The organism is Massilia sp. Root335 (assembly GCF_001425685.1).
Lineage (GTDB): Bacteria > Pseudomonadota > Gammaproteobacteria > Burkholderiales > Burkholderiaceae_D > Telluria > Telluria luteola.
Window position 1 is genome coordinate 21,748 of record NZ_LMCY01000050.1, and the last position, 23,096, is coordinate 44,843.

The following is a 23,096-nucleotide window of genomic DNA, read 5'->3' on the forward strand; positions in this document are numbered from 1 at the left end:
TACCTCGTAGTTCGCGAGGTCCGCGAGGCTCATCGTGCCGGGCCGGACCTGGCTGCCGGCCGTGACGGGCGGCCGGTTGACGGCGGCGGCGACGGCGCGCGCCAGCGGACCTTCGTAAAACGTTTTATACCCTTTCGCGGCCAGTTCCCGATACGCCTTGGCGAGGTCGGGATTCTTGACGATCGTCCCGGTCGGCAGCGCCTTGCCGTCTTTCAGGTACAGCCGGCTCGTCGTGCTGAACATGCCGAATTTTTTCTCGTTTTCGACCATCAGCCCGTGCAGCGTCTCGTTGACGGGGAAGCCCTTTGTCGCGACCTGGATCGCGGGCGCCAGCACCTGCTTGAACGTCATGGTGCCGTAGCGCTCCAGCGCCTCGTGCCAGCCGCGCACGGTGCCCGGCACGCCGACGGACGCGCCGCTGGCGACGGCCGTGTCGAAATCGATCGGCCTGCCGTTGTCCTGGAAGACGGCGGGGCTGAACGACGCGGGCGCCGTTTCGCGGTGGTCGATCGTGATCACGCGCTTGTCCTTGGCGAGGTACACGACCATGAAGCCGCCGCCGCCGATGCCGCAGCTGAACGGATCGGTGACGCCCAGCGTGGCGGCTGCCGCGACCGCGGCGTCGACGGCGTTGCCGCCCTGGTTGAGGATGGCGAGCGCGGCCGCCGACGCCTTTTCGCTGATCGTGGCGACGGCGCCGCCGGTGCCCGTGGCGACCGGGGTCTTGGCGAGCGCGAGCGGCGGTGCCAGGACGATGGAGAGGGTCAGAGCGCAGGCGAGGGTTTTGACTGAGTGGGTCATGGCTGGCGCAGGGAGTGGGTGATCGTGGCCGTGCTCATTTCGTGCTGACCTTGAGCGTGACGGGAATGACGTCGCCGGGACGCATCGTGCCGGCCGCGCGCGCGGGCGGGATCGCGGAGGTGTCGAGGACGATGCGGGCGCCGTGCAGCGCCGCCGGCGCGGCCGTCGGCTGGTCGGGGCCGAGCGTGAATTCTTCGATGCCGTCAGGGCCGTCGAGGAGGAAGCGGAAGATCAGCCGTCCGGCCCAGATGCAGCGCGTGTTCGCGGGGCAGCGGCTGTCGCTGTAGCTGTCGTACGTGAGGACGAGGCCGCGCGCCAGTTCGACGCGCTGCTCGGGCCGGAGCGGATACACGCCCTCGTGCAGCGGCGCGGCGGCGCACCCGGCCAGGATAGTCATCAGCAACATGGCGAACGGGCGCGGCAGCGTCATGGAGCGTCCTTGTGTACGTTTGGCCAATCATAGCAAAATCGCCAGTCGGGGCCGGCGCAATTCGGCCTCGGCCGGCGGACGTTCCCGCCACGCGCCGTTCAGTCGATCGGATAGCGCAGGAACACGGGCAGCGCTTCCGCGCGCGCGGCCCAGGCGGCCAGGCGGGGGAAGTCGGCGCTCGCGACGATCTGCGGCACCATCAACCGGACGAACGACCACGTGATGGCGGCCGTGATGGCGGCCTGGTCGAGGGCGGCGACGTCGAACGCGTCCGCTTCGGCCTCCAGCAGCCTCAATGCGGCGAGCAATTGTTCCTGCACGCGGTCGAGCCACGGCTGGTGCAGCTTTTCCGCCGGGCGCAGCGTGTGCTCGTAGACGATCTGCGCCGTCTTCTCGCACGCGGCCAGCGCCGGGCCGATGGCGCGCAGGGCCTGTGCGCGCGCGGCCGGGGCGGGCGGCAGCAGGGAGCGGCCCGTCAGCGCCTCGGCGTACTCGAGCATCAGGGTGGAATCGATCAGGAACGAACCGTCGTCCAGGACGAGCGTCGGCGCCTTGACCGTCGGATTGATCGCGGCGAATTCGTCGAAGTTGCGGAACACCGAGAGCGCCTTGTGTTCGAACGGGACGTCGAGCAGGTCGAACGAAATGGCGACGCGGCGGACAAACGGCGAATCGAGCATGCCGATGAGTTGCATGGGGACCTCCTGATAGTTGCAGTTGCAGTTGCGGTTGCGGTGGTCTTTCATTCTATTGCCTTTGGGCCAATGCTGCTCGTTATGCAACTTGACTTGACGGCGGCGCCATCGCCGGTGGATATTTGAAATCGTTTTCATGAATAAGGGGGGCGCGATGGGCGACCCGATTCGTTTCGATTCCGGCGTCGCGGCAGGCGTCTCGCGGCAGGCCGTGACGGCGCGGCCGGACGAGGATGCCGGCACGCGCGCGCCGCGCGTGCTCGCCATCGACCTGCTGCGCGGCCTGGCCGTGATGGGCATGGTGATGGTCGCGTACGCGGGCGATTGGGAGCACCGCTTCACGTTCCTGACGCACGCCGACTGGCGCGGCTTCGCCATCGCCGACATGATCTTCCCGGCCTTCCTGTTCTGCGCGGGCGCCGCGCTGCCGTACGCGCTGCGGCGGCGCGCGGACCGGGGTAGAACGGCCCTCGTGGGCCACGTGCTGCGCCGCGCCGCCGCGCTCGTCGTGCTCGGCGTCGTCCTGAACCTGCTGCCCGGATTCGACTTCGCCCACGTCCGCCTGCCCGGCATCCTGCAGCGCATCGGCCTGTGCTATGCCATCGTGGGCACGGGCTGCGCGCTGGCGCTGCGCCGCGACGGCATCGCCGTGACCGCGCTGGTCGCGGCGACCGGCGCGCTGCTGGTGGGCTATGCGTGGCTGCTGCTCGCGTGGGATGCGCCCGGCTGCGGCCGCGCGTGCTTCGATTCGGCGCATTCGCTGCCGGCCGTCGTCGACCGCGCCGTGTTCGGCGTGCCGCACCTGTGGCCGTGGGGCACGACGGGCGATATCGTCACGTACGATCCGGAAGGGCTCGTGGCCACGCTGGGCGCGCTCGTCAACGTGCTGTTCGGCGCGACGGCGTCCGTGCTGCTCATGCGCTCGCACAGGCGCGCCACCCTGACGGTCCTCGCCGTCGCCGGCGTGGCCTGTCTGCTGGCCGGCTTCCTGCTCGATCCGCTCGTCCCCGTCGTCAAGAAGCTGTGGACGCCCAGCTTTGCCCTGCTGTCCGGCGGCTTCACGCTGCTGGCCTTGCTCGCCCTGATGCGCCTCGTGCCGCCCGGCCGCGCGGCGCCCGCGTGGGCCCGGCCGGTGCTGGCATTCGGCACCAACGCGACGCTGGCCTTCGTCGGCATCACGCTGCTCGACACGCTGCTGCAACTGCCGCTGGGCAGCGCGGGCAGCGGGCACGATCTGCTGGCGGGGCTACTGGCGCGCGCGATCCCGCAGGCGCGGGTCGCGTCGGCCGCCTATTCGGCCTTGCTGTTGCTCGTGCTGGGCGCGGGGCTGTGGCAGCTGTACAAGCGGCGCATCGTCATCCGGATCTGAAAAACCGGCGTATGCTGGCGGTCATTCAACCGGACCGGAGGAAGGTGATGACACGTTTGACCGCAGCGGATTTCGACCCCGAGGTATTGCAGCTGTTCGATGGCTATGTGCACGGCCGCGTGTCGCGCCGCGATTTTCTGTCGCGCGCGGGCCGCTATGCCGCCGGCGGCACGACGGCCGCCACGTTGCTGGCGCAGCTGTCGCCGTCGTTCGCCGCGCCGCTCGTCGCCCCGCTCGATGCGCGCCTGAAGACCAGCTACCTGGACTTCTCGTCGCCGCAGGGCTACGGCAAGGTGCACGGCTATCTCGCCGAGCCCGCGCACATCAAGGGCAGGCTGCCGACGGTCCTCGTCGTGCACGAGAACCGCGGCCTGAACCCGCACATCGAGGACATCGCGCGCCGCATCGCGCTCGAGGGATATATCGCCTACGCGCCGGACGCGCTGTATCCGCTGGGCGGCTATCCGGGCGACGAGGACAAGGCGCGCGAACTGTTCCCCAGGCTGGACCAGGCGAAGACGCGCGCCGACTTCCTCGCCGCCGCCCGCGCGCTGGCGGCGCTGCCGCAGGGGACGGGCAAGGTCGGCGTGGTGGGCTTCTGCTACGGCGGCGGCATCGCCAACTATCTGGCCACGCAGCTGCCGGACCTGGCCGCCGTCGTGCCGTTCTACGGCATGCAGCCGCCGGCTGTTGATGTCGCCCACATCCGCGCGCCGCTGCTGATCCACGACGCCGGCCGTGACGAACGCATCCTGGCCGGCTGGCCCGCCTACGAGGCCGCGCTGAAGGCGAACCACGTCGATTACCAGCACTTCGTGTACCCGGGCGTGGAACACGGCTTCAACAACGATACGACGCCGCGCTACGACGCGGCGGCGGCCAGCCTGGCGTGGGGCCGGACGATGGCATTCTTCAAGGCGAAGCTGGCGTAATGGACCGGTTGGCCGAACTGCGGGCGCTGATCGCGTCCGACGAGCGGCGCATGCAGGTGCTTTGCGCCGTGCGCGACCTCGGCCTTCCCGATTGCTGGGTCGCCGCCGGGTTCGTGCGCAACCGCGTGTGGGACCACTTGCACAGGCGCGCGACGTCGCCGCTGCCGCAGGATATCGACGTGATCTGGTTCGCGCCCGACGCGTGCGCTGCACGGCGCGATGCCGATCTGGAGGCCGCGTTGCGGAAGCGGGACGATACGCTCGCATGGTCCGTCAAGAACCAGGCGCGCATGCACGTGCGTAACGGCGATGCGCCGTATCGCTCCGCCCTCGACGCGATGCGCTTCTGGCCGGAGACGGCGACGGCCGTCGGCGTCCGGCTGGGGCCACGAGGCGATATCGACGTGGCCGCGCCGTTCGGGCTGGACGATCTGTTCGGACTGGTCGTCCGGCCGACCCGGCGGTTCGTCGCGGAGAAGCATGGCGTGTATCTGGAGCGCGTCCGTGCCAAGCACTGGGCGCGTCACTGGCCGGGCTTGCGGATCGACATCACATCGATGGCAAGCGACAGTCCGATGGCGCCTGTCCCGATGAGGAACAACGGGCCGTAGTCGCCGCCGTTGTGCCCGAACAGGAACGAGAAACCCCACGCGGCCAATGCCTGGCAGACGGCGAAGGCCGCCGTGGCCGTGCGCCACGCCTGGCCCTGCCGTTGCGGCTGGCCGGGCAGCAGTTCGTGGAGGCGACCCAGCACGAGCGGCACGGTGCCGGTGACGAAGGCGCCCACGATCAGGCTCGATGCCGCCAGGGCCGCGGTCGTCGTCGCGAGCGCGGGCAGCACGACGCCGGCGGCCTGCAGCACCAGTGCGAGGCGCAGCGTACGGCCGAAGCCGATGCGGTCGGCGACGTCGCCGACGGCGATCGGCCCCACGCTGGCGCCGATGCCGAACAGCACCCAGTAAGCGGCGCCCGTGCGCAGGCCCAGGCCAAGGCCGCGGGCGATGAAGTCGACGAGGAACAGCATGTGCGGCACCCAGCCGACCGCGTTCAGCGCATAGCACGCGTACAGCGCGCGCAGGGTACCGGCCGGTGTGGAGGCCGGGGTTGCGGTCGCGGGCGCGGCGGGAGCCACATGCGGCCAGCCGCCCCAGGCCAGCGCCGTCAGCAGCAGGGCCAGTACGCCGAGCCCGAGCCAGGCGGCGCGCAGGCCCAGTTGCAGGAGCATCGGCAGCAGCGTGCCCGATGCGACGATGCCGAGGCCGACACCCATGAAGATGATGCCGCCGACCATCCCGCGCCGCTGCGCCGGCACATGCGGCAGCACGGTCGGGGCCGCCAACACCATCAGCGCGCCGCCGGCCAGGCCGGACAGGAAGCGCCACACGAAGAACCACGGCGCGCCCGCCGGCCACGCGCAGGCGAGCAGCGAGAGACCGGTCAGCAGCATCATCGAGCGCAGCGTCGCCACGGGCGAGAGCCGGGCCGCGATCGGCCGGCCCAGCAGGGCGCCGGCCAGGTAGCCGGCCAGGTTGGCGGCGCCCAGGTAGGCCGCCAGCGCCGGCGAAAACCAGTGCGCGGCGACCAGCGCCGGCAGCAGCGGCGTGTACGCGAAGCGGGCGAGGCCGATGCCGACGAGGCTGGCGGAAAAGCCGGCCAGCGCGGCATGCCAGGCGCGGACGGGACGGGCATGTTCGCCGGACCGGGCAGGGAGCGGGATCGTGTTCATGATGGGACGCGTCAAGCAGGGAGATGACTTAGCTTAGGCCACGCAAGCTATCCGTAGAAGCGAAAGTTTCGGATAGCCGTTATCTGAAATCGAGATATGTGCTAGGCTCAGTCATCGCTTGACGAGGAACCGATCATGGAACTGGCCGACCTGAAAACCTTCGAGACCGTCGCCCGCCACGGCAGCATGAACCGGGCCGCGGCCGAGCTGAACACCGTGCAGTCGAACGTGACGGCACGCATCCGCGCGCTGGAGCACGAGCTGGGCGTCGCACTGTTCCAGCGCCATGCGCGCGGCGTGTCGACGACGCCGGCCGGACAGCGCATGCTGCCGCTCGTCGGCCGTATCGCCAAGCTGATGGTGGACGTCAAAATGGCCGCGCGCGACGACGGCGAACCGGCGGGCAGCCTGGAACTCGGGTCGGTGGAAACGACGATGGCCCTGCGGCTGGCGCCCGTCCTGGCCGGCTTTGCGCGCGCGCATCCGCAAGTGCGCCTGGCGGTGCACGGCGGCACGAGCGCGGCGCTGATCGACGACGTGCTTGCCGGCCGCCTCGACGGCGCGTTCGTGGCCGGGCCGGCGGACCATCCCGACCTGCTGACGGAGCCCGTGTTCAGCGAAGAACTGGTCCTTGTGACGAGCCCGGCTGTCGCCTCGCCGCAGGCGCTGGCCCGGCGGCCGGACCTGCGCACGATCGTATTCCGCAGCGGCTGTTCGTACCGCCAGCGGCTGGACACGCTGCTCGCGTCGCTGGGCATCGTGGCGTCCCGGCCGCTGGAATTCGGCTCGCTGGACGCGATCCTGGCCTGCGTCGCGGCCGACGTCGGCATCACCCTGCTGCCGCGCGCCGTGGCGGCGCTTGCGGCGGCTGACGGCGGCGTCATCCTCCATTCGCTGGCGCCCGAGCTGTCCGACGTCGAAACCCTGTTCGTCCGTCGCCGCGACGCCTACGTGTCGAGCGCGCTCACGGCCTTCCTCGCGCGGGCGCATGCGCTGCCGAAAAAACAAAAGGCACCCGAAGGTGCCCTTGTCGTTGGCTGAGATGGCTTACACGTAAGCCGCCAGCGCCGTTTTCATCTTTTTCAGCGCCGCCGATTCGATCTGGCGGATGCGCTCGGCCGACACGCCGAATTCCTCGGCCAGCGTGTGCAGCGTGGCGCCCGAGCCGTCGTCGTTGGCCAGCCAGCGCGCTTCCACGATGCGGCGCGAACGCGGGTCCAGCTTGCCGAGGGCCGTTTCCAGGCCTTCCGACTGCAGGCGCACTTTTTCCTCGCCTTCCAGGACCTTGGTCGGTTCCTGCTGGTCCGAGGACAGGTAGGCGATCGGCGAGAACTTGTCGTCTTCGTCGTCGGTCGGCGCTTCCAGCGCGATGTCGCGGCCGGACAGGCGCGTTTCCATCTCGATCACTTCTTCGCGCTTGACGTCCAGCATCTTGGCCAGGTCGTCGACTTGCTGCGGCGACATGGCGTCGAGACCTTGCTTGTTGCTGCGCAGGTTGAAGAACAGCTTGCGCTGTGCCTTGGTCGTTGCAACCTTGACCAGACGCCAGTTCTTCAGGATGTATTCGTGCATCTCGGCCTTGATCCAGTGCATCGCATAGGACACGAGGCGCACACCCTGGTTCGGGTCGAAACGTTTGACGGCCTTCATCAGGCCGATATTGCCTTCCTGGATCAGGTCGGCGTGCGGCAGGCCATAGCCCAGGTAGCCGCGCGCGATCGACACGACCAGGCGCAGGTGCGACATCACCAGTTTCTGTGCGGCGTCGAGGTCATTCTTTTCCTGCAGCCGTGTTGCCAGCGAAACTTCTTCCTCGTGGGTCAGCATCGGCAGGCGGTTCACTGCCGAGATATAGGCGTCGATATTACCGAGATTGCCACTGAAACCCAGTCCCAGAGTACGACTGCCGGCCGGGACCAATGCGGATTGTGCGGACATAGTCACTCCCTCTGATTTAAGCTGCTGCATCGTCTCGCCATCTCCAGGGCCCCGGAGGCACCACTGGCTGGCTTGCGTCGGGATGCTGACGGTGCTATCAAAACCATTTCCCGCGATAGTCTGACGTTATATTAGCACTCTCTTGAGGTGAGTGCTAGGCGCCACCATATCCCTGAAGATGTGTTTAAGTTTCATTAAAGTATTGCCCGCAGGAATCGAAAAACTCGGTCGACTCAACTGTAGAGCAGGGTACGAGCGTTTTAAATGATGCACGTCAAGCACCGCGCTCATTTCGATTGAAATCGGTAGAAGACAGGTTAGGCGACCCGTGATGCGCCTTCTGTTGGTTGGCGCACGTTGCGCTGTAGGTGGATGCCTCGCGTCCGCTGCCGGATTAGACTGGCCAGCAGCGGACGGGTTCACGGGACGGCGGCGATACAGGCCGAATTAAATTGGCTGAGCGGCAGCCCACGTTGCGGGAAGACGGTCATGACTGCCCAGCCATGGAGGAAGTTTCGGGTCCAGCCAGCCGATAACCTCAACACCTTTATCGTGTAGTTCGATGAGGGTTGGGTTGTCAGGCACCGGTGAGTCCCGTTTTTCAGGGCGACCTCAAGTACATTCAGCATCGGCATCATCGCCTCTGCCAGCAGCATGTTGTTGACATATGCTGTTGCTGCCCTGGCTTCGTCGCCATTGCACGAGGCAAGATAACGTCGCAGCCGCGCCGCAGAGAAGTGTTTTTCGAGGTCGGTCCAGTCCATCGCGCATCATTTTTGATCACGCCTGCTCACGATGATATACTGCGGGTGCAGCCCTGAATTTGTCCTCTCCCAGCCTCCATACCGGTGATGACGCCAGGTCAGTTTTTGGTCCCGTTCTGCGGGACCACCCGGATTCGAAACAAACCCGTCCTCGTGGCGGGTTTGTTTTTTTCCAGAGCCTCCTGGTGCGTCAGCGCAACCGCGCCAGATGCCTTTGCACCGACAACATGGCGCCCACGAGCCCGAGTCCGGCACTGATCGCCAGCAGCGCCGCCATGGCCAGCGGCGGCAGCGGGGACAGCTGGAATTCCGACGCGTACAGTCGGGCGAACTCGGCGATGGCCGTGTTCAGCGGACGCAGCGCCAGCGCCACCGCCCCCAGCGCCACGGCGCCCGCGCACAGGCCCAGCAGGGCGCCCGTGTAGTAGAACGGGCGGTGGATGAAGTTGTCGGTCGCGCCCAACAGTTTCGACACGGCGATTTCTTCGCGCTGGGTCAGCACCTGCAGCCGGATCGTGTTGAACACGACGGCGATCACGACGACGCCCAGCGTGATCGCGAGCAGCAGCAGCGCCAGGCGCAGCACGCCCAGCAGCGCGGCCAGGCGCTTGACCCAGGCCGAGTCGACCTGCACGGCATCGACGCCCGGCAGGGCGCGCATCTGGTCGGCCAGGCCGTCCACGCGCGCGGCGTCGGCGCGGCTGGTAAAGCCTTCGAGGCGCATCACGTAGCTGTCGGGCAGGGGGTTGTCGCCCAGTGTCTCGATGACGTCGGTGAGTCCGCTCTTGTCCTTGAGGCTGGCCAGCGCCTGCTCGCGCGGCACGAAGCTGACCTTCGCGTGCGTGCCGCGCAGGATCTGCTGCAGTTGCGGCGCCAGTGCCTGGGCCTGGTCGCGCGGCGTGTCGGCCTTGAGGAACAGGCTGACTTCCGGATCGACGGACAGTTCTTCCGACAGGGGCCGGACGTTGTCGAGCAGGGTCACGCCGGCGAAGGGCAGCGCGAGCGCGACGGCGACGACGAGCACGTTGAACAGGAAGCTGCCCGGCGCCTTGCGCACGTGCGACAGCGCGGCGCCGAGGGCGAAGCGGTGCTGGCGGAACCAGATGTTCATGCGCCACCTCCCGTCACATGGCCGTGTTCGAGGCGGATCACGCGCGCGGCGCTGTCCAGGATGTCGTCGTCATGGGTGGAGATGACGCAGGTCACGCCGACCGAGTGGAAGGCATGCAGCGCGCCGATGACCTTGTCGGCCGCGGCGCGGTCCAGGTTCGCCGTCGGTTCGTCGGCCAGGATGATCTGCGGGCGGTTGACGATGGCGCGCGCGATCGCCACGCGCTGCTGTTCGCCGCCCGACAATTCCATCGGCAGCGCCAGCGCGCGTTCGAGCAGGCCGACCTTGTCCAGCGCCGCGCGGGCGCGCTGCTCGGCCTGGGTGCGGGTCGCGCCGGTGACGATCAGCGGCAGCATCACGTTGGCCAGCAGGTGGCGGTCGTTCAGCAGGCGCTGGTTCTGGAAGATCAGGCCGAGGTTGCGGCGCAGGAAGGGGATGCCGGCCCGGCGGATGCGGCCGACGTCCTGCCCGTTCACGATCACGCGGCCGGACGACGGGCGCTCGATGGCGGCGACCATTTTCATCAGGGTGGACTTGCCGGCGCCGGACGGGCCGGCCAGGTACACCAGCTCGCCCTTGGCGATGTTCAGCGACACGTCGGCGAGCGCGAGCGTGTTGGCGGAATCCGAGTACTTCTTGGAGACGGACTGGAATTCGATCATCGTGCGTTTATCCCAGCAGCGCCTCGGCGAATTCGTCGGCGCTGAAGGGTTGCAGGTCCTCCAGCTTCTCGCCCACGCCGATGAAGTACACCGGCACCGGACGGGTGCGTGCGATGGCCGCCAGGATGCCGCCCTTGGCCGTGCCGTCCAGCTTCGTGATCACGAGGCCGGTCAGCTGCAGCGCGTCGTCGAACGCCTTGACCTGCGCGAGCGCGTTCTGGCCCGTGTTGCCGTCGATGACGAGCAGGATCTCGTGCGGCGCCTCGATCATCCCCTTGCCGATCACGCGCTTGATCTTCTTGAGCTCTTCCATCAGGTGCAGCTGCGTGGGCAGGCGGCCGGCCGTGTCGACCATGACGACGTCCACGCCGCGCGCCTTGCCCGACTGGACGGCGTCGAACGCGACGGCGGCCGGGTCGCCCGACTGCTGCGAGATCACGGTGACGTTGTTTCTCTGGCCCCAGACCATCAGCTGCTCGCGCGCGGCGGCGCGGAACGTGTCGCCGGCGGCCAGCAGGACCGATTGTTCGTGGTGCTGCATGTGCTTGGCCAGCTTGCCGATGGTCGTCGTCTTGCCGGCGCCGTTGACGCCCGCGATCATCATCACGAGCGGCTCGTGGCGGCCCAGTTCGAGCGGCTTTTCCAGCGGACGCAGCAGGTCGACCAGCAGCGCCTTCAGCGCCACCTTGACGGCGGCCGCGTCCAGCAATTTATCTTCCTTGACCTTGCGCCGCAGGTTGTCCAGCAAGAATTGCGTGGCGTCCATACCGGCGTCCGACATCAGCAGCGCGGATTCGAGTTCCTCGTACAGGTCTTCGTCGATGCGCGCGCCGACGAACAGCAGCGACAGATTGCTCGACGTCTTGGCCAGGCCGGCTTTCAGGCGCGACATCCAGGAACGCTTCGCTTCCGCTTCGCTGACCGGGCGCTCGGCCGTTTCGGGGAACAACTGGCCTTCGTAGGCGGACGGGGCGGTTTCCGGCGGGGCGGGCGCCGCGATGCCGGGCGCGGCCACGTCGGGCGCGGCCGGCATGTCGTCGCCACCGAACAGGCGGCGCAGGAAGCCCGGCTGCTCGGCCGGCGCTTCGGGTTGCGCGGCGGCGACCGGAGAAGCGGGCACCGCGGGTTCGACCGCAGCCGGCGTCTCAGCTTCAGGTTTTTTCTTTTTGAAGAAACTAAACATTGTGTATTCGGGAGGGCGGCGGATTTGCCGGAACGAGTCGCGCGTATTCTACCAGAGCGGGCCCGGTTCTCCCTGCTGGGTAACCGGAAAGCAATCCTTTCCGTCCGCTGCACGATTGTTTGATGTGCATCAGCTCTACCATATTGTGGCTAGAATACCGCTTAACAATGTCAATCCAATCACCGTGCTGGAAATGAGCGCGCAAGCGGTGTAGATTGTGAACATCCATGAAAACACGCGTCACCAAGGGACGATCGTGAACGTTTCCAAGTTTCTCAAGAGGCTCATCGCCGGCGATCACGTGGTGGGCAGCTCGGCGCCGTCGCTGCGCAACGTCGTCGTCTGGCTCTTCATCGCCCTCGTCGCCATGTTCCTCACTCACCCTTCCAGTCCGGCCAGCGTCTTCGACGCGCCCGTGCCGTGGCCCGCCGAGCTGGGCCTCGACGGCAGCCTCGGCATGTAACTGGTATCCTGTCGCTCTACCTTTGCCGTTCCGGTGGCGCCGGCGACCGCCGCGCGCACCGTCCCGCACGATGAAACACAGACTATTTCTTTTCGACCTCGACGACACCCTGCTCGATTTCAAGGCGTCCGAACAACTGTCGTTCGACCGCACGCTGCGTGCGCTGGGCCTGCACGCCCTCCCGGACGGGCTGTTCGCCCGCTACCAGGCCATCAATATGGCGCTCTGGAAAAGTTTCGAGACGGGCGCCGTCGCCAAGGACTTCCTGAAGGTTGAACGGTTCCGCAAGACGTTCCAGGAAACCGGCCTCGACCTCGACCCGGAAGCGGCCAGCAGCCTGTACCTGGAATCGCTGTCGGATACCGTCGTGCTCATCGACGGCGCGCGCGAACTGTGCGCAACCCTGGCCGGCATCGGCGAAGTGGGCATCATCACGAACGGCGTCGAGCACATCCAGCACCGGCGCATCGCCAGCTCGGGACTGCGCGACCACGTGTCGTTCGTCGCCACGTCGGAAGCGTGCGGCCACGCCAAGCCGGACAGCCGCTTCTTCGACTACACGGTCAGGATGGCGCGCGCGTTTTCTCATGCGGAGACGGTCATCGTCGGCGACCGCCTCGATGCCGACATCCTCGGCGCCAACCGCTTCGGCATCGAAAGCTGCTGGTTCAATCCCGGCGGTCTCGCCAACGACACGCAGGCGCTGCCCACCTTCGAAGTGGCGCGCCTGCACGACGTCGTCCCGGCCCTGCGCGCCCTGGCGATCGCCTGAGAAAGGTCAGCCGGCCTTCGCGGCCTGCGCGTTGCGGCGGATCGTATCCAGCGTGGCGCCCGGCGTGATCAGGTTGCCGTCGTAGCGCAGCTCGATCAGCGCCGGCAGCTTGCGGGTCCGCGTGAACTCGATGGCGCGCGCCAGGGCCGGCCCGAATTCGGCCGTCGTCGCGACCGCTTCGCCGTGGCCGCCGTACGCGTTGGCCAGCGCCGCGAAATCCGGATTGTGCAGCTGCGTGCCCGACACGCGGCCCGGATACTCGCGCTCCTGGTGCATGCGGATGGTGCCGAACATATTGTTGTTGAACACGAGGAAGATGACGCCGGCGCCGTACTGCACGGCCGTCGCCAGTTCCTGGCCCGTCATCATGAACTCGCCGTCGCCCGCGAAGGCGACGACCGTGCGCTCCGGCCGCACGATCTTGGCCGCGACGCCGGACGGCACCGCATAACCCATCGCGCCGCTCGTCGGGGCCAGCTGGGTGCGCATCGCGCCGTAGCGCCAGAAACGGTGCGCCCACGTCGCGTAGTTGCCGGCGCCGTTCGTGATGATCGTGTCGCGCGGCAGGGCCGCCTGCAGGTCCTGCACCATCTGCCACAGGTCCAGCGGCGCGCTGCCGTCCTTGAAGATGGCGGGGCGTTCCTGCCATGCGCGCAGCTCGGCCTTCGCTTCCTCGACCGTGTGGCGCCAGGCGGCGGCGTCGACCGGTTCCATCGCGGCCAGCATGCCGGCCGCCTGCGGGGCACCGGCGGCGATCATCAGCTCGGCCTGGTACACGCTGCCCAGTTCTTCCGGGTCCGGATGGATGTGCACGAGGCGCTGGCGCGGCACGGGCGACGCCAGCAGAGAATATCCACTCGTCGTCATCTCGCCCAGGCGCGGACCGAACGCGATCAACACGTCGGCGTCCTTCACGCGCGCGGCCAGCTTCGGATTGATGCCGATGCCGACGTCGCCCACGTAGTGCGGATGCTCGTTGTCCAGCAGGTCCTGGAAGCGGAACGCGCAGGCGACGGGCAGCGCGTTCGCTTCGGCGAATTTGCGTACGTCGGCGCACGCCGCGTCGGTCCACGTGCCGCCGCCCAGCAGCAGCAGCGGCTTTTTCGCGCCGGCCAGCATCGTGCGCAATGTCGCGATCTGGCCGGCCGACGGCGCGCCCTGTGTGGGCTGGTAGCGGCGCGTGTCCGCCACTTCCGCGCGCGCCACGAGCATGTCTTCCGGCAGCGCGAGGACGACGGGGCCGGGGCGGCCGCTGGTCGCGACCTGGAACGCGCGCGCCATGTATTCGGGGATGCGCTCGGCGCGGTCGATCTGCGCAACCCACTTCGCCATCTGGCCGTACATGCGGCGGTAGTCGATTTCCTGGAACGCTTCGCGGTCCATGAAGTCGGTGCCGACCTGGCCGATGAACAGGATCATCGGCGTGGAATCCTGGTACGCCGTGTGCACGCCGATGGAGGCATTGGTCGCGCCGGGGCCGCGCGTGACGAAGCAGATGCCGGGCTTGCCGGTGAGTTTGCCGTAGGCCTCTGCCATGAACGCCGCGCCGCCTTCCTGGCGGTTGATGACGAAACGGATGTTCGAATCGTGCAGCGCGTCCAGCACGTCGAGATAGCTTTCGCCGGGCACGCCGAAGGCGGTGTCCACGCCGTGGACCTGGAGCGCATCGACCAGGATCTGGCCGCCGCTGCGGGAGGGGTGCGTCATGGTGAGGTCATCCTTATCACGATGGAATCCGGGCATTCTATGCAAGTCGACCGGCACTGGCTTTTCAAATAGCGACACGACCTTTCACAAAAGGCAGCGGCGCATGGAGTACAATGGCGGCCGTGAAGCAGGCCAGGCAGCCGCTGGTCCACGCCGCAAGGTCGTGGACGGGAGGAAGGTCCGGACTCCACAGAGCGGGGTGACGGTTAACGGCCGTCCGCCGAAAGCCGGGCGCAAGCCAGGTATAAGGCGAGGAATAGGGCCACAGAGACGAGCGTATTCAGTTACGGTGAAACGCGGTAACCTCCACTCGGAGCAATTCCAAATAGGCACGCGTTGATGTTGCTCGCGGAGCGTGCGGGTAGGAAGCTTGAGCGCCGGAGTAATTCGGCGCCTAGAGGAATGGCTGTCATAGCGTCCGCAAGGGCGTTACACAGAATCCGGCCTATCGGCCTGCTTTACACATGATTCACGGCCCCGGGGAGCTCGACGACGATGCGTTACATCCTCGCCCTCGACCAGGGCACCACCAGTTCGCGCGCCATCCTGTTCGACCGCCAGGGCCAGGCCGTGCGCATCGCCCAGCAGGAATACCCGCAGCATTTTCCGCAGCCCGGCTGGGTCGAGCACGATCCGCTCGACATCTGGACGAGCCAGCTCGCCTGCGCGCGCCGGGTGCTGCTCGATGCCGGCGTCGATGCCGGTGAAGTCGCCGCGATCGGCATCACCAACCAGCGCGAGACGACCGTCGTGTGGGACCGCCATACGGGCGAACCGCTGTGCCACGCCATCGTCTGGCAGGACCGGCGCACGGCCGCGATCTGCGACGACCTGCGCGCGGCCGGCAAGGCCCCGCTCATCCAGCGCAAGACCGGGCTCGAACTGGATGCCTATTTTTCCGCGACCAAGCTGCAATGGCTGCTCACGCACGTGCCGGGCGCACGCGCACGCGCGGAGCGGGGAGAACTGGCGTTCGGCACCGTCGACAGCTGGCTGACCTATAAACTGACGGGCCGTCACGTCACCGACGCGAGCAACGCCTCGCGCACGATGCTCTTCAATATCAACAGCCTGCGCTGGGACCCGGAGCTGTTGTCCCTGTTCGGCGTGCCGGCGACTATGCTGCCGGAAGTCGTGCCCAGTTCCGGCATCGCGGCCGAATCCGATCCGTCCTGGTTCGGGCGCGCGATCCCGATCGCGGGCATCGCGGGCGACCAGCAGGCGGCCACGTTCGGCCAGGCCTGCCACCGGCGCGGCATGGTCAAGAACACGTATGGCACCGGTTGTTTCATGCTGATGCACGCGGGCGACACGCCGCCGCAATCGCATAACCGCCTGTTGGCGACCGTCGGTTGGACCATCGGCGGCCACACCGACTACCTGCTCGAAGGCAGCGTGTTCATGGGCGGCGCCACCGTGCAATGGCTGCGCGACGGCCTCGGCATCATCAGGCAATCGTCCGACGTCGAGGCGCTGGCCCTGTCGGTGCCGGACAGCGGCGGCGTGATGCTCGTGCCGGCCTTCGTCGGCCTCGGCGCGCCGCACTGGGACGCGTATGCGCGCGGCACCATCGTCGGCATGACGCGCGGGACGACGGCCGCCCACATCGCGCGCGCCGCCGTCGAAGCCATCGCCTACCAGAGCGCGGAACTGCTGGCCGCCATGCAGAAGGACGCCGACTGCGCCGTGCACGAGGTGCGCGCGGACGGCGGCGCCGCGCGCAACGACCTCCTGATGCAATTCCAGGCCGACCTGCTGGGCGTGCCCGTCGTGCGGCCGCAGGTGACGGAGACGACGGCCCTCGGCGCCGCCTGCCTGGCCGGCCTGGCGGTCGGCTTCTGGTCGTCGCGCGAGGAGATCGCGGCCGGGTGGAAGAGCGAGCGCCGCTTCGAGCCGCAGCTGCCGGCCGTGCGCCGCGCCGAGATGATGGCGCGCTGGTCGCGCGCGGTCGCGCATGCGCGCGCGTGGGCCGTGCCGGACCCGCACTGACGCCGCCCTGCCGTGCGGCCGCGCCCGTGCCGATGAGGCACAATCGGTTCGACATCGTTGGAACCGGAGGCGCCTTGAAATTCCTGAAGGGTTTCTTTTCTGCCGCGCACGCGCTGCTGGGGCTCCTGTTCGTGCTGGTCTCCGTGCTGATCACGGTGCTGGCCGTGCAAACCGGCTGGCGCGCCGTCGGTGCCGATACCGACGCGAGCGCCGAGATGGCCATCGAGGCGATCGGCCTGCTGGCCATCGCCGTCGTCTCGCTGCAGATCGCCCAGACCATCACCGAGGAAGAAGTCGTGCGCGACGCCCACATCAGCGCACCCACGCGCGTGCGCCGCTATCTGTCGCGCTTCTTGGTCGTGGTCGTCGTCGCGCTGTCGATCGAGGGCCTCGTCGGCACGTTCAAGGCCTTGCACGAGGCGCCGGAACTGCTGCCGCACGCGGCGTCGGTGCTGATCGCGGCGGGCGTGCTGCTGTCCGGCTGGGGAGTGTTCATCCGCATGAACAAGGCGGCCGAGGAGCTCGAGCCTGAGGCGATGAAAGCGGCCAAGAGCGAGGACGCGAAGGTGGACGAGTGATCTGCGCCGCAAGTGAATAAACCTATTTCGATCAATGTGAAATTGTGAGAGCTTTTCGTTCACTTCGATCGATATACTGCCGGGTAAGGTTATTTACTTTTAATCATCAAGGGTATCCAGCGCGATGCCCGCCGTATCCCTGCACCATGCCGCACGGCCCCGGTTTATCGAGAGTTTTATGTTTGCTGGGCAAATCAACCTTCCTGAAGACGCCGATTTCGAATGCCTGCTGCATCAGGTATTGGCCTGGTGGCCGGACGAGCTGGCCGGCGACGACGGCGCCGACGCCGGCGCACGGCAATCGTCGGTCGCGCGCCTTTATGAAGCGAGCATTGCGCCGCGCGCGATCCAGTCGGCCAGCATGCTGCTGGTGCAACTGGATTGGGTCCTGTTCGGGATCGTCGTCGATTTATCGCGTAAGGTATCCCGGGTGCGCGTCAAGGATATCCGGCCGCAACTCATCAAGGATAGATTCCACGCACTGCTGACGAATATCGCATTGCCGCAACTGCTCGGCGAAAAACAGTGGGATGGGTCGTTCGAGCGCGACGAACTCGTGAACTATTTGCGGGTCGAGGACATGGCGGTGCTCAGCCAGTAACTGGGCCGCAGTTGCCAATCATGAAATTCATATTGCGTTTCATATAAAATCGTTCCCGAATGACATCGATATCAACCCGTGACGCCAGCGCAGGTGTCATGGACTGACATCAAACAATGCACGGATGCAATCACGTAAGCTGCTGGTTGCTTGCCCGTTGCGGAACATATTCGTCAATCTCGGTCTCGAACAAATGGAAACGGAATGAATATCAAAAACTGGAAGATTGGAACTCGATTGGGCGGGGCATTTGCGCTGTTGCTCGTCCTGTTGGCGGCATGCATCTGGTTCGGCATTGCGAGCCTGAGGCTATTGAACGAGGGTACGTCGAGGATCGTCGGCGAGGATTATCCGAAGACCGTACTGGCCTACGAAAGCCTCGATACCGTGAACCGCAATGCCCGCGCGATGCGCAATATGCTGCTGTGGGATAAGCCCGAGGAAGTGACGCGGGAACGGCAGACCATCCTGCAGAACAGGCAGGAAAACGCCGCCAATCTCGACAAGCTGGCGGCAATGATCAAATCGGAAGAGGGCAAGGCCAGGCTGAAAGCCGTGCTGGACGCCAAGGCGGTGTATCGCGCGTCGCAGCAGGCCTTTCTCGACCTGATCGATGCGGGCAAAAAGCCGGAAGCGTCCACCTTGCTGCTGACGCAGGTTCGCAACGACCAGCGCACCTATTTCGATGCCGTCCGGGCATTGATCAAGCTTCAGGACGCACGTGTGCTCGACAGCGGCCGCGAGGCCGAGGAGACGTACCGGTCGACGATCACGTGGCTGCTGGGATTGGCGGCCCTGGCGCTGGTGCTCGGCACGGGCGTCGCCATCTGGATCACGCGGTCGATCACGCGGCCGCTGCGGCAAGCGGTCGACGTGGCGCGCACCGTGGCCACCGGCGACCTCGGCGCCACGATCGACGTCCATTCGGCGGATGAGACCGGCCAGTTGCTGCAAGCCCTGCGCGACATGAACGAAGCGCTTGTGACAATCGTCGGTGAGGTGCGCAGCGGCACCGAAACGATTGCCTCCGCCTCGCAACAGATCGCTTCCGGCAACGCCGACCTGTCGTCGCGCACGGAGGAGCAGGCTTCCTCGCTGGAAGAAACCGCCTCGTCGATGGAAGAATTGACGTCGACCGTGAAACAGAATGCGGACAATGCGCGCCAGGCGAACCAGTTCGCCGTGTCGGCATCGGAAGTGGCGGGGAAAGGCGGGGCGGTGATGGCGGAAGTGGTCGACACCATGGGCGCGATCAACGACTCGGCGCGCAAGATCGTCGACATCATTGCGGTCATCGACGGCATCGCATTCCAGACCAATATCCTGGCGCTGAACGCGGCCGTGGAAGCGGCGCGCGCGGGCGAGCAGGGACGCGGCTTTGCCGTCGTCGCGTCCGAGGTGCGCAGCCTGGCGCAGCGCAGCGCGGCCGCCGCGAAGGAAATCAAGGTGTTGATCGACAACTCCGTGGAGAAGGCCGATGCGGGCAGCCGGCTCGTGGATCAGGCCGGGACGACGATGCGCGAAGTGGTCGAGAGCATCAAACGGGTGACCGACATCATGGGCGAGATCAGCGCGGCCAGCCAGGAACAGAACGACGGCATCGGCCAGGTGCAGCTGGCGATTTCGCAGATGGACCAGACCACGCAGCAGAACGCCGCGCTGGTGGAAGAAGCGGCCGCGGCGTCCGAATCGCTGCGGGAGCAGGCGGCCAAGCTGTCGCAGACGGTGGCCGTGTTCCGGCTCGACGGTGCCCGGGGCCGGGCGGCGCAGGCTTCCGTACCGAAGTCGAACGTCACGCCCTTGAAGAAAAAACCTGTCACGGCGGCACCGGCCGAACCGTTGCGGGTGAAGCGTCTCGCCGGCGCCGGCAGGGGCGACGACTGGGAAGAGTTCTGATCGATCTCTTCAACCGGCCAGGAGCGTGCCCTTCGCCAGCATATGGAGGGTACGCACGAACAGCACGGCAATTGCGATCGTCACGATGACCAGGATGACGCCGGCCAGGTCATGCAGGGCGATCGTATGTTGTGCCGCGGCGTACTTCAGGGCTGCGTTCGACAGCGCAGCCATGGGGAAGCTGATGGCCCACCATCCGGGGCAAACGGGATCGACGGCCGGTCTATGCCATCACGGCAAGCTCAAGTCCAGGCCGAGTATCCTGGCAAGGGCAAAGGTGACGACCACCAGGCCCAGGAGCGACAGAACGAAGACGGCGGCCACCTTGCCGCCCGCGCGCAGCACCGCGCGCCTCTCGTTCTCCTTCCCCTTCTTCCCTTGGTCGTAATGCCACTTGACGGCGAAGAACATCCCCGTGCCTAACACGAGAAGCTTGAACGTAACGAAGACTACAGGGATCCAATCCATCATTTGCGTATTTCCAGGCTATTACTTGACACTATCTATCGCGCGTTCCAGAACGCCGGCGACTGCATGCAAGATCGTGTTGCGGCACGTTCCGAGACATACTACTTAAAAGCAATATCCATACATCGAGACAAAATGTCCCAGTTGAAAACCATACAAGCTGAAAATTCGCCGATCTGGTTGCCGCGACTGGCCGGGAACAAAGGGCCACGTTTCTTGCAGATTGCGGATGCGTTGCAGGCGGCGGTGGTCGACGGCGCGCTGAAACCGGGCGACCGTCTGCCTCCGCAGCGCCGGCTGGCGGCACAGCTGGACGTCGACCTGACGACGATCACGCGCGCCTACGACGAAGCCAGGCGCCGCAACTTGCTGGAGGGCCGCGGCGCCCGAGGCACGTATGTCGCGGCGCCGAAAGTCGAATTGACCTCGATCCTCGACCTGAGCATGAATACTCCGCCGCCGCCGGATGGCGTGGACTTCGACGACATGTTGAAACAAGGTTTGTCTCAAGTCCTGATGAGGGCAGACAATGAATTGCTGATGACTTACCACTTGGGCGGGGGAAGCGGCTCCGACCGCAAGGCTGGCGCCAAATGGCTCGAACCGATGTTTGGACGCCTGGATCCTCGACACGTTGTCGTCTGTCCGGGTGCGCAAGCGGCGATCGCCGCATTGATCCTCGCGCTGACGAAGCCCGGCGACGTGATCCTGGCGGAGCCAACGAGTTATCCCGGCTTGCGTGCCGCGGCGACCCAGTTCGGCCGGCGCATCGTTGCGGTGGAAGCGGACAGGCACGGGATGGTGCCCGGGATGTTCGAGGAAGCGTGCCGCCGGCACAAGCCTGGCCTGGTCTACCTCAATCCGACATTGCAGAACCCGACCGCCAGCACCGTTCCGGAACGCCGGCGCAAGGAGCTCGCCGGCATCGCGAAGCGCTGCCATGTCCGCATCGTCGAGGACGATCCCTACTGGCTCCTTGCCGATGCCCCGCCGCCGCCGATTGCCACGTTTGCCCCGGAACAGGTGGTCTACATCTCGACGCTGTCGAAATGCCTGACGCCCGGCTTGCGTGTCGCTTTCGTGCTCGTGCGCGACCCGCACGAACGCGAACGTTTCCTGGTCGCGCTAAGATCGTTTGCGCTGATGGCCGCTCCCCTGACGACCGCACTGGCCACGCAGTGGATCCTCGACGGCTCGGCCGCCGGATTGATGGAAGGTGTACGCAGCGAGGCGCGCCTGCGCCACCGGATGGCGCGGGATATCCTGGCGGGGCGGTACGGCGGCAGCGGCGACGGCCTGCACGTATGGCTCGAGTTGCCGGCGTACTGGAACGCCTCGCAGCTTGCGCGCGCAGCCGGCAGCGAGGGCATCGCGGTCACGCCGGCGGAGGATTTCGCGACCGGCAGCGAATCCGTGAATGCAATTCGGATCTCTTTGGGCAGCATCAAGGACCGTGGACGCTTGCAGGCGGGTCTTCAACGGCTGTCCCGTCTGCTTGCGCGGCGGCCGGGTCCATGATTCGCGCCTGCCCATCCCGCCCGTAGCATCGATCCCGGCCGTCAAAGGACGATCCGGACGTGCGCGCAGACGCGCGTGGCGTACTGACGTACTAAAACCCGATCCGCCCCTTGCCCGGCACCGCCTTGAGCCGGATATCGTCGACAATGACGTGCGCGCGCCCGTCCGCCACCGCGTAGCCGAGCCCATCCAACAACGTCTTGCGCAGGTCGCGCGGCGATACGCCAGCGAGTTTGTCCAGCACCACGTCCCCGAGCAGCGGATCGAAGGATGCCAGGTTCAGCTCGCGCAGCAGCCCCGCGTACATGCGCTGGGCGATGCCGGCCGCCTGCTCGGGTGTCGGCTTCGGCACCTCGTAGACGGCCATCCGGTTCAGCAGCGGGTGCGGGATGCCTTCGGTGGAATTGGCCGTGAGCACCCAGAAGATTTGCGACGCGTCGATGTCGACGTCGATGAATTCGTCGCGGAAGGCGCTGGCCGTTTCCGGTTCCAGCAGCTGGTACAAGGCCGCGAGCGGGTCGGATTGCGAGGAGCCGGTCGCCTTTTCCACTTCGTCCAGCACGATCACGGGGTTCGCGAACTGGCCGCGCACGAGGCGCTCGGCCACCTTGCCGCACTTGGCGCCGCGCCAGCTGGCCGAGCTGCCCGTGATGACGAAGCCGGCCGACAGGGCGTTCATGCTGATCAGTTCGCAGTCCGTCTGCATGACTTTCGCCAGGCGCTTGGCGAAATGGGTCTTGCCCACGCCCGGGCCGCCCAGCAACAGGATCGGCATGACGTTGAACCCTTTATCGCCGGCATGGGCCAAGCGCAAGTAGCGCGAAAGGTCGTCCAGCACTTCGTCGAAATTGGGACATTCCTCGAGCAGCGGGTCGAGGGCGTCGATGGAAGAGGGCGTGGTGACGAAACGTTCGGGGCCGGTCTCGAGCATGCGTTCGTACAAGGCTTCGAGTTCGGGCGAACGTCCGCGGCTGCGGTCGAGCGCGCCTTGCACCTCGTTGAGGTCGTACACGGTGCGGCTCCGGGCCAATGTGATGCTCATGGCGTTCTCCTGCGCGATAGTGCGGACTCACTTATAATGCCGGCTCCCCAAAACCGCCAAGTGAGCCGAAACGGCTGGGTGATCGCCTTCGCCTTATCCTAATCCTCCCCGCATCGAACCGCAATTTCCTGTCGTGCTAGGCGTGTTGCAATATGGCAACCTACCGACAGTCAAGACTTGTCCTTTATCAAAGGTAAAACACATGTGTGCAGATGAGGTAGCACATGCATTGTTTTACCTAAGTGTCTAATTTTGCTCGATATTTTTACTTGAGGTTGCGTCAAGTAAGTTCGCTAAGTCATTGGTTTCATTGGCAATTTCGCCGTTTTCTAAACGTGAATTCGCTTGACCACAGACAACGCTTCCTCTAAAGTGGGAAACGGTGGCAAAAAGTGCAGTTTTGTGGGAGATCGGTGGATCTCCCGGCGCCCAAAATAATCAGACTGATAAC

The 23,096-nt window shown here is 66.3% G+C and carries 22 protein-coding genes, 1 other RNA gene and 2 pseudogenes; 12 read left to right on the forward strand and 13 right to left on the reverse strand.

The window, feature by feature from the left end; translation table 11 throughout:
• The 3 genes and pseudogenes from ASC93_RS32430 to ASC93_RS25755 form a co-directional block, all read right to left on the reverse strand.
• Positions 1-801: pseudogene (locus ASC93_RS32430) on the reverse strand (gamma-glutamyltransferase); the annotation flags it as partial.
• 34 nt (positions 802-835) lie between these two features.
• The gene (locus ASC93_RS25750) at positions 836-1,231 is read right to left on the reverse strand and encodes a hypothetical protein (protein WP_056449560.1); all 396 of its coding nucleotides are present in this window, start codon (positions 1,229-1,231) and stop codon (positions 836-838) included.
• A 98-nt stretch (positions 1,232-1,329) separates the two neighbouring features.
• The gene (locus tag ASC93_RS25755) at positions 1,330-1,926 is read right to left on the reverse strand and encodes a glutathione S-transferase (RefSeq protein WP_056449685.1); all 597 of its coding nucleotides are present in this window, start codon (positions 1,924-1,926) and stop codon (positions 1,330-1,332) included.
• Between the two features lie 136 nt (positions 1,927-2,062).
• On the opposite strand from ASC93_RS25755, the gene ASC93_RS25760 reads away from it, so the two are divergent.
• Genes ASC93_RS25760 through ASC93_RS25770 form a run of 3 tightly spaced genes read left to right on the forward strand, consistent with a single transcriptional unit; the run spans position 2,063 to position 4,838 of the window.
• Positions 2,063-3,295 carry an acyltransferase family protein gene (locus tag ASC93_RS25760; RefSeq protein ID WP_082548347.1) on the forward strand — a complete coding sequence of 411 codons (1,233 nt, stop codon included), beginning with the start codon at positions 2,063-2,065 and terminating at the stop codon, positions 3,293-3,295.
• Between the two features lie 47 nt (positions 3,296-3,342).
• On the forward strand, positions 3,343-4,227 hold the full coding sequence (locus ASC93_RS25765) for a dienelactone hydrolase family protein (protein ID WP_056449564.1): 885 nt from the start codon (positions 3,343-3,345) through the stop codon (positions 4,225-4,227).
• On the forward strand, positions 4,227-4,838 hold the full coding sequence (locus tag ASC93_RS25770) for a nucleotidyltransferase family protein (protein ID WP_056449566.1): 612 nt from the start codon (positions 4,227-4,229) through the stop codon (positions 4,836-4,838). Before ASC93_RS25765 ends, ASC93_RS25770 begins: the two co-directional genes overlap by 1 nt.
• On the opposite strand, the gene ASC93_RS25775 is transcribed toward ASC93_RS25770, so the two are convergent.
• The gene (locus ASC93_RS25775; RefSeq protein WP_056449569.1) at positions 4,751-5,953 is read right to left on the reverse strand and encodes a YbfB/YjiJ family MFS transporter; all 1,203 of its coding nucleotides are present in this window, start codon (positions 5,951-5,953) and stop codon (positions 4,751-4,753) included. The genes ASC93_RS25770 and ASC93_RS25775 overlap by 88 nt on opposite strands.
• 135 nt (positions 5,954-6,088) lie before the next feature.
• Between ASC93_RS25775 and ASC93_RS25780 the strand changes: the two genes are divergently transcribed.
• Positions 6,089-6,994 carry a LysR family transcriptional regulator gene (locus ASC93_RS25780; RefSeq protein ID WP_056449571.1) on the forward strand — a complete coding sequence of 302 codons (906 nt, stop codon included), beginning with the start codon at positions 6,089-6,091 and terminating at the stop codon, positions 6,992-6,994.
• 6 nt (positions 6,995-7,000) lie between these two features.
• Here the strand turns inward: ASC93_RS25780 and rpoH are convergent, their stop codons facing one another.
• The 5 genes from rpoH to ftsY all read right to left on the reverse strand — a co-directional run bounded on the left by rpoH (position 7,001) and on the right by ftsY (position 11,611).
• On the reverse strand, positions 7,001-7,891 hold the full coding sequence (gene rpoH / locus ASC93_RS25785) for an RNA polymerase sigma factor RpoH (RefSeq protein WP_056449573.1): 891 nt from the start codon (positions 7,889-7,891) through the stop codon (positions 7,001-7,003).
• Between the two features lie 419 nt (positions 7,892-8,310).
• Entirely contained in the window at positions 8,311-8,655 is a 345-nt protein-coding gene (locus ASC93_RS25790) for a hypothetical protein (RefSeq protein WP_056449575.1), read from the reverse strand.
• A 190-nt stretch (positions 8,656-8,845) separates the two neighbouring features.
• Complete coding sequence (gene ftsX, locus ASC93_RS25795; protein ID WP_056449578.1) at positions 8,846-9,766, reverse strand: permease-like cell division protein FtsX; 921 nt, start codon at positions 9,764-9,766, stop codon at positions 8,846-8,848.
• Positions 9,763-10,428, reverse strand: coding sequence for a cell division ATP-binding protein FtsE (locus tag ASC93_RS25800; protein ID WP_056449580.1), 666 nt, complete (start codon positions 10,426-10,428; stop codon positions 9,763-9,765). The genes ftsX and ASC93_RS25800 overlap by 4 nt, the downstream gene beginning before the upstream one ends.
• 7 nt (positions 10,429-10,435) lie before the next feature.
• Positions 10,436-11,611 carry a signal recognition particle-docking protein FtsY gene (ftsY, locus tag ASC93_RS25805; protein WP_082548348.1) on the reverse strand — a complete coding sequence of 392 codons (1,176 nt, stop codon included), beginning with the start codon at positions 11,609-11,611 and terminating at the stop codon, positions 10,436-10,438.
• A gap of 256 nt (positions 11,612-11,867) precedes the next feature.
• Between ftsY and ASC93_RS25810 the strand changes: the two genes are divergently transcribed.
• Positions 11,868-12,074, forward strand: a complete 207-nt coding sequence (locus ASC93_RS25810; protein ID WP_157202127.1) for a hypothetical protein — start codon at positions 11,868-11,870, stop codon at positions 12,072-12,074.
• A 70-nt stretch (positions 12,075-12,144) separates the two neighbouring features.
• Positions 12,145-12,846 (forward strand): YjjG family noncanonical pyrimidine nucleotidase, encoded by a 702-nt coding sequence (locus ASC93_RS25815; RefSeq protein ID WP_056449584.1) that lies wholly within the window; start codon positions 12,145-12,147, stop codon positions 12,844-12,846.
• 6 nt (positions 12,847-12,852) lie between these two features.
• On the opposite strand, the gene ASC93_RS25820 is transcribed toward ASC93_RS25815, so the two are convergent.
• Positions 12,853-14,553, reverse strand: coding sequence for a thiamine pyrophosphate-binding protein (locus ASC93_RS25820; RefSeq protein WP_056449586.1), 1,701 nt, complete (start codon positions 14,551-14,553; stop codon positions 12,853-12,855).
• 124 nt (positions 14,554-14,677) lie between these two features.
• Between ASC93_RS25820 and rnpB the strand changes: the two genes are divergently transcribed.
• The 5 genes from rnpB to ASC93_RS25840 all read left to right on the forward strand — a co-directional run bounded on the left by rnpB (position 14,678) and on the right by ASC93_RS25840 (position 19,617).
• An RNA gene (rnpB, locus tag ASC93_RS26085) (RNase P RNA component class A) lies at positions 14,678-15,017 on the forward strand.
• A 31-nt stretch (positions 15,018-15,048) separates the two neighbouring features.
• Positions 15,049-16,542 carry a glycerol kinase GlpK gene (glpK, locus tag ASC93_RS25825; RefSeq protein WP_056449588.1) on the forward strand — a complete coding sequence of 498 codons (1,494 nt, stop codon included), beginning with the start codon at positions 15,049-15,051 and terminating at the stop codon, positions 16,540-16,542.
• A 74-nt stretch (positions 16,543-16,616) separates the two neighbouring features.
• A complete protein-coding gene (locus tag ASC93_RS25830) occupies positions 16,617-17,120 on the forward strand; it encodes a hypothetical protein (RefSeq protein WP_056449590.1) in 504 nt (167 codons plus the stop codon).
• A gap of 124 nt (positions 17,121-17,244) precedes the next feature.
• Complete coding sequence (locus ASC93_RS25835) at positions 17,245-17,721, forward strand: hypothetical protein (RefSeq protein WP_157202128.1); 477 nt, start codon at positions 17,245-17,247, stop codon at positions 17,719-17,721.
• Positions 17,722-17,925: 204 nt separating this feature from the next.
• A complete protein-coding gene (locus tag ASC93_RS25840) occupies positions 17,926-19,617 on the forward strand; it encodes a methyl-accepting chemotaxis protein (RefSeq protein ID WP_056449596.1) in 1,692 nt (563 codons plus the stop codon).
• A gap of 9 nt (positions 19,618-19,626) precedes the next feature.
• Here the strand turns inward: ASC93_RS25840 and ASC93_RS30225 are convergent.
• A pseudogene (locus ASC93_RS30225) lies at positions 19,627-19,806 on the reverse strand (C4-dicarboxylate ABC transporter); the annotation flags it as partial.
• 42 nt (positions 19,807-19,848) lie between these two features.
• On the reverse strand, positions 19,849-20,088 hold the full coding sequence (locus tag ASC93_RS25845; RefSeq protein WP_056449598.1) for a hypothetical protein: 240 nt from the start codon (positions 20,086-20,088) through the stop codon (positions 19,849-19,851).
• 132 nt (positions 20,089-20,220) lie between these two features.
• On the opposite strand from ASC93_RS25845, the gene ASC93_RS25850 reads away from it, so the two are divergent.
• On the forward strand, positions 20,221-21,603 hold the full coding sequence (locus tag ASC93_RS25850) for a PLP-dependent aminotransferase family protein (RefSeq protein ID WP_200958405.1): 1,383 nt from the start codon (positions 20,221-20,223) through the stop codon (positions 21,601-21,603).
• Positions 21,604-21,694: 91 nt separating this feature from the next.
• Here the strand turns inward: ASC93_RS25850 and ASC93_RS25855 are convergent, their stop codons facing one another.
• Positions 21,695-22,645 carry an AAA family ATPase gene (locus tag ASC93_RS25855; RefSeq protein WP_056449601.1) on the reverse strand — a complete coding sequence of 317 codons (951 nt, stop codon included), beginning with the start codon at positions 22,643-22,645 and terminating at the stop codon, positions 21,695-21,697.
• Positions 22,646-23,096 lie beyond the last annotated feature (451 nt).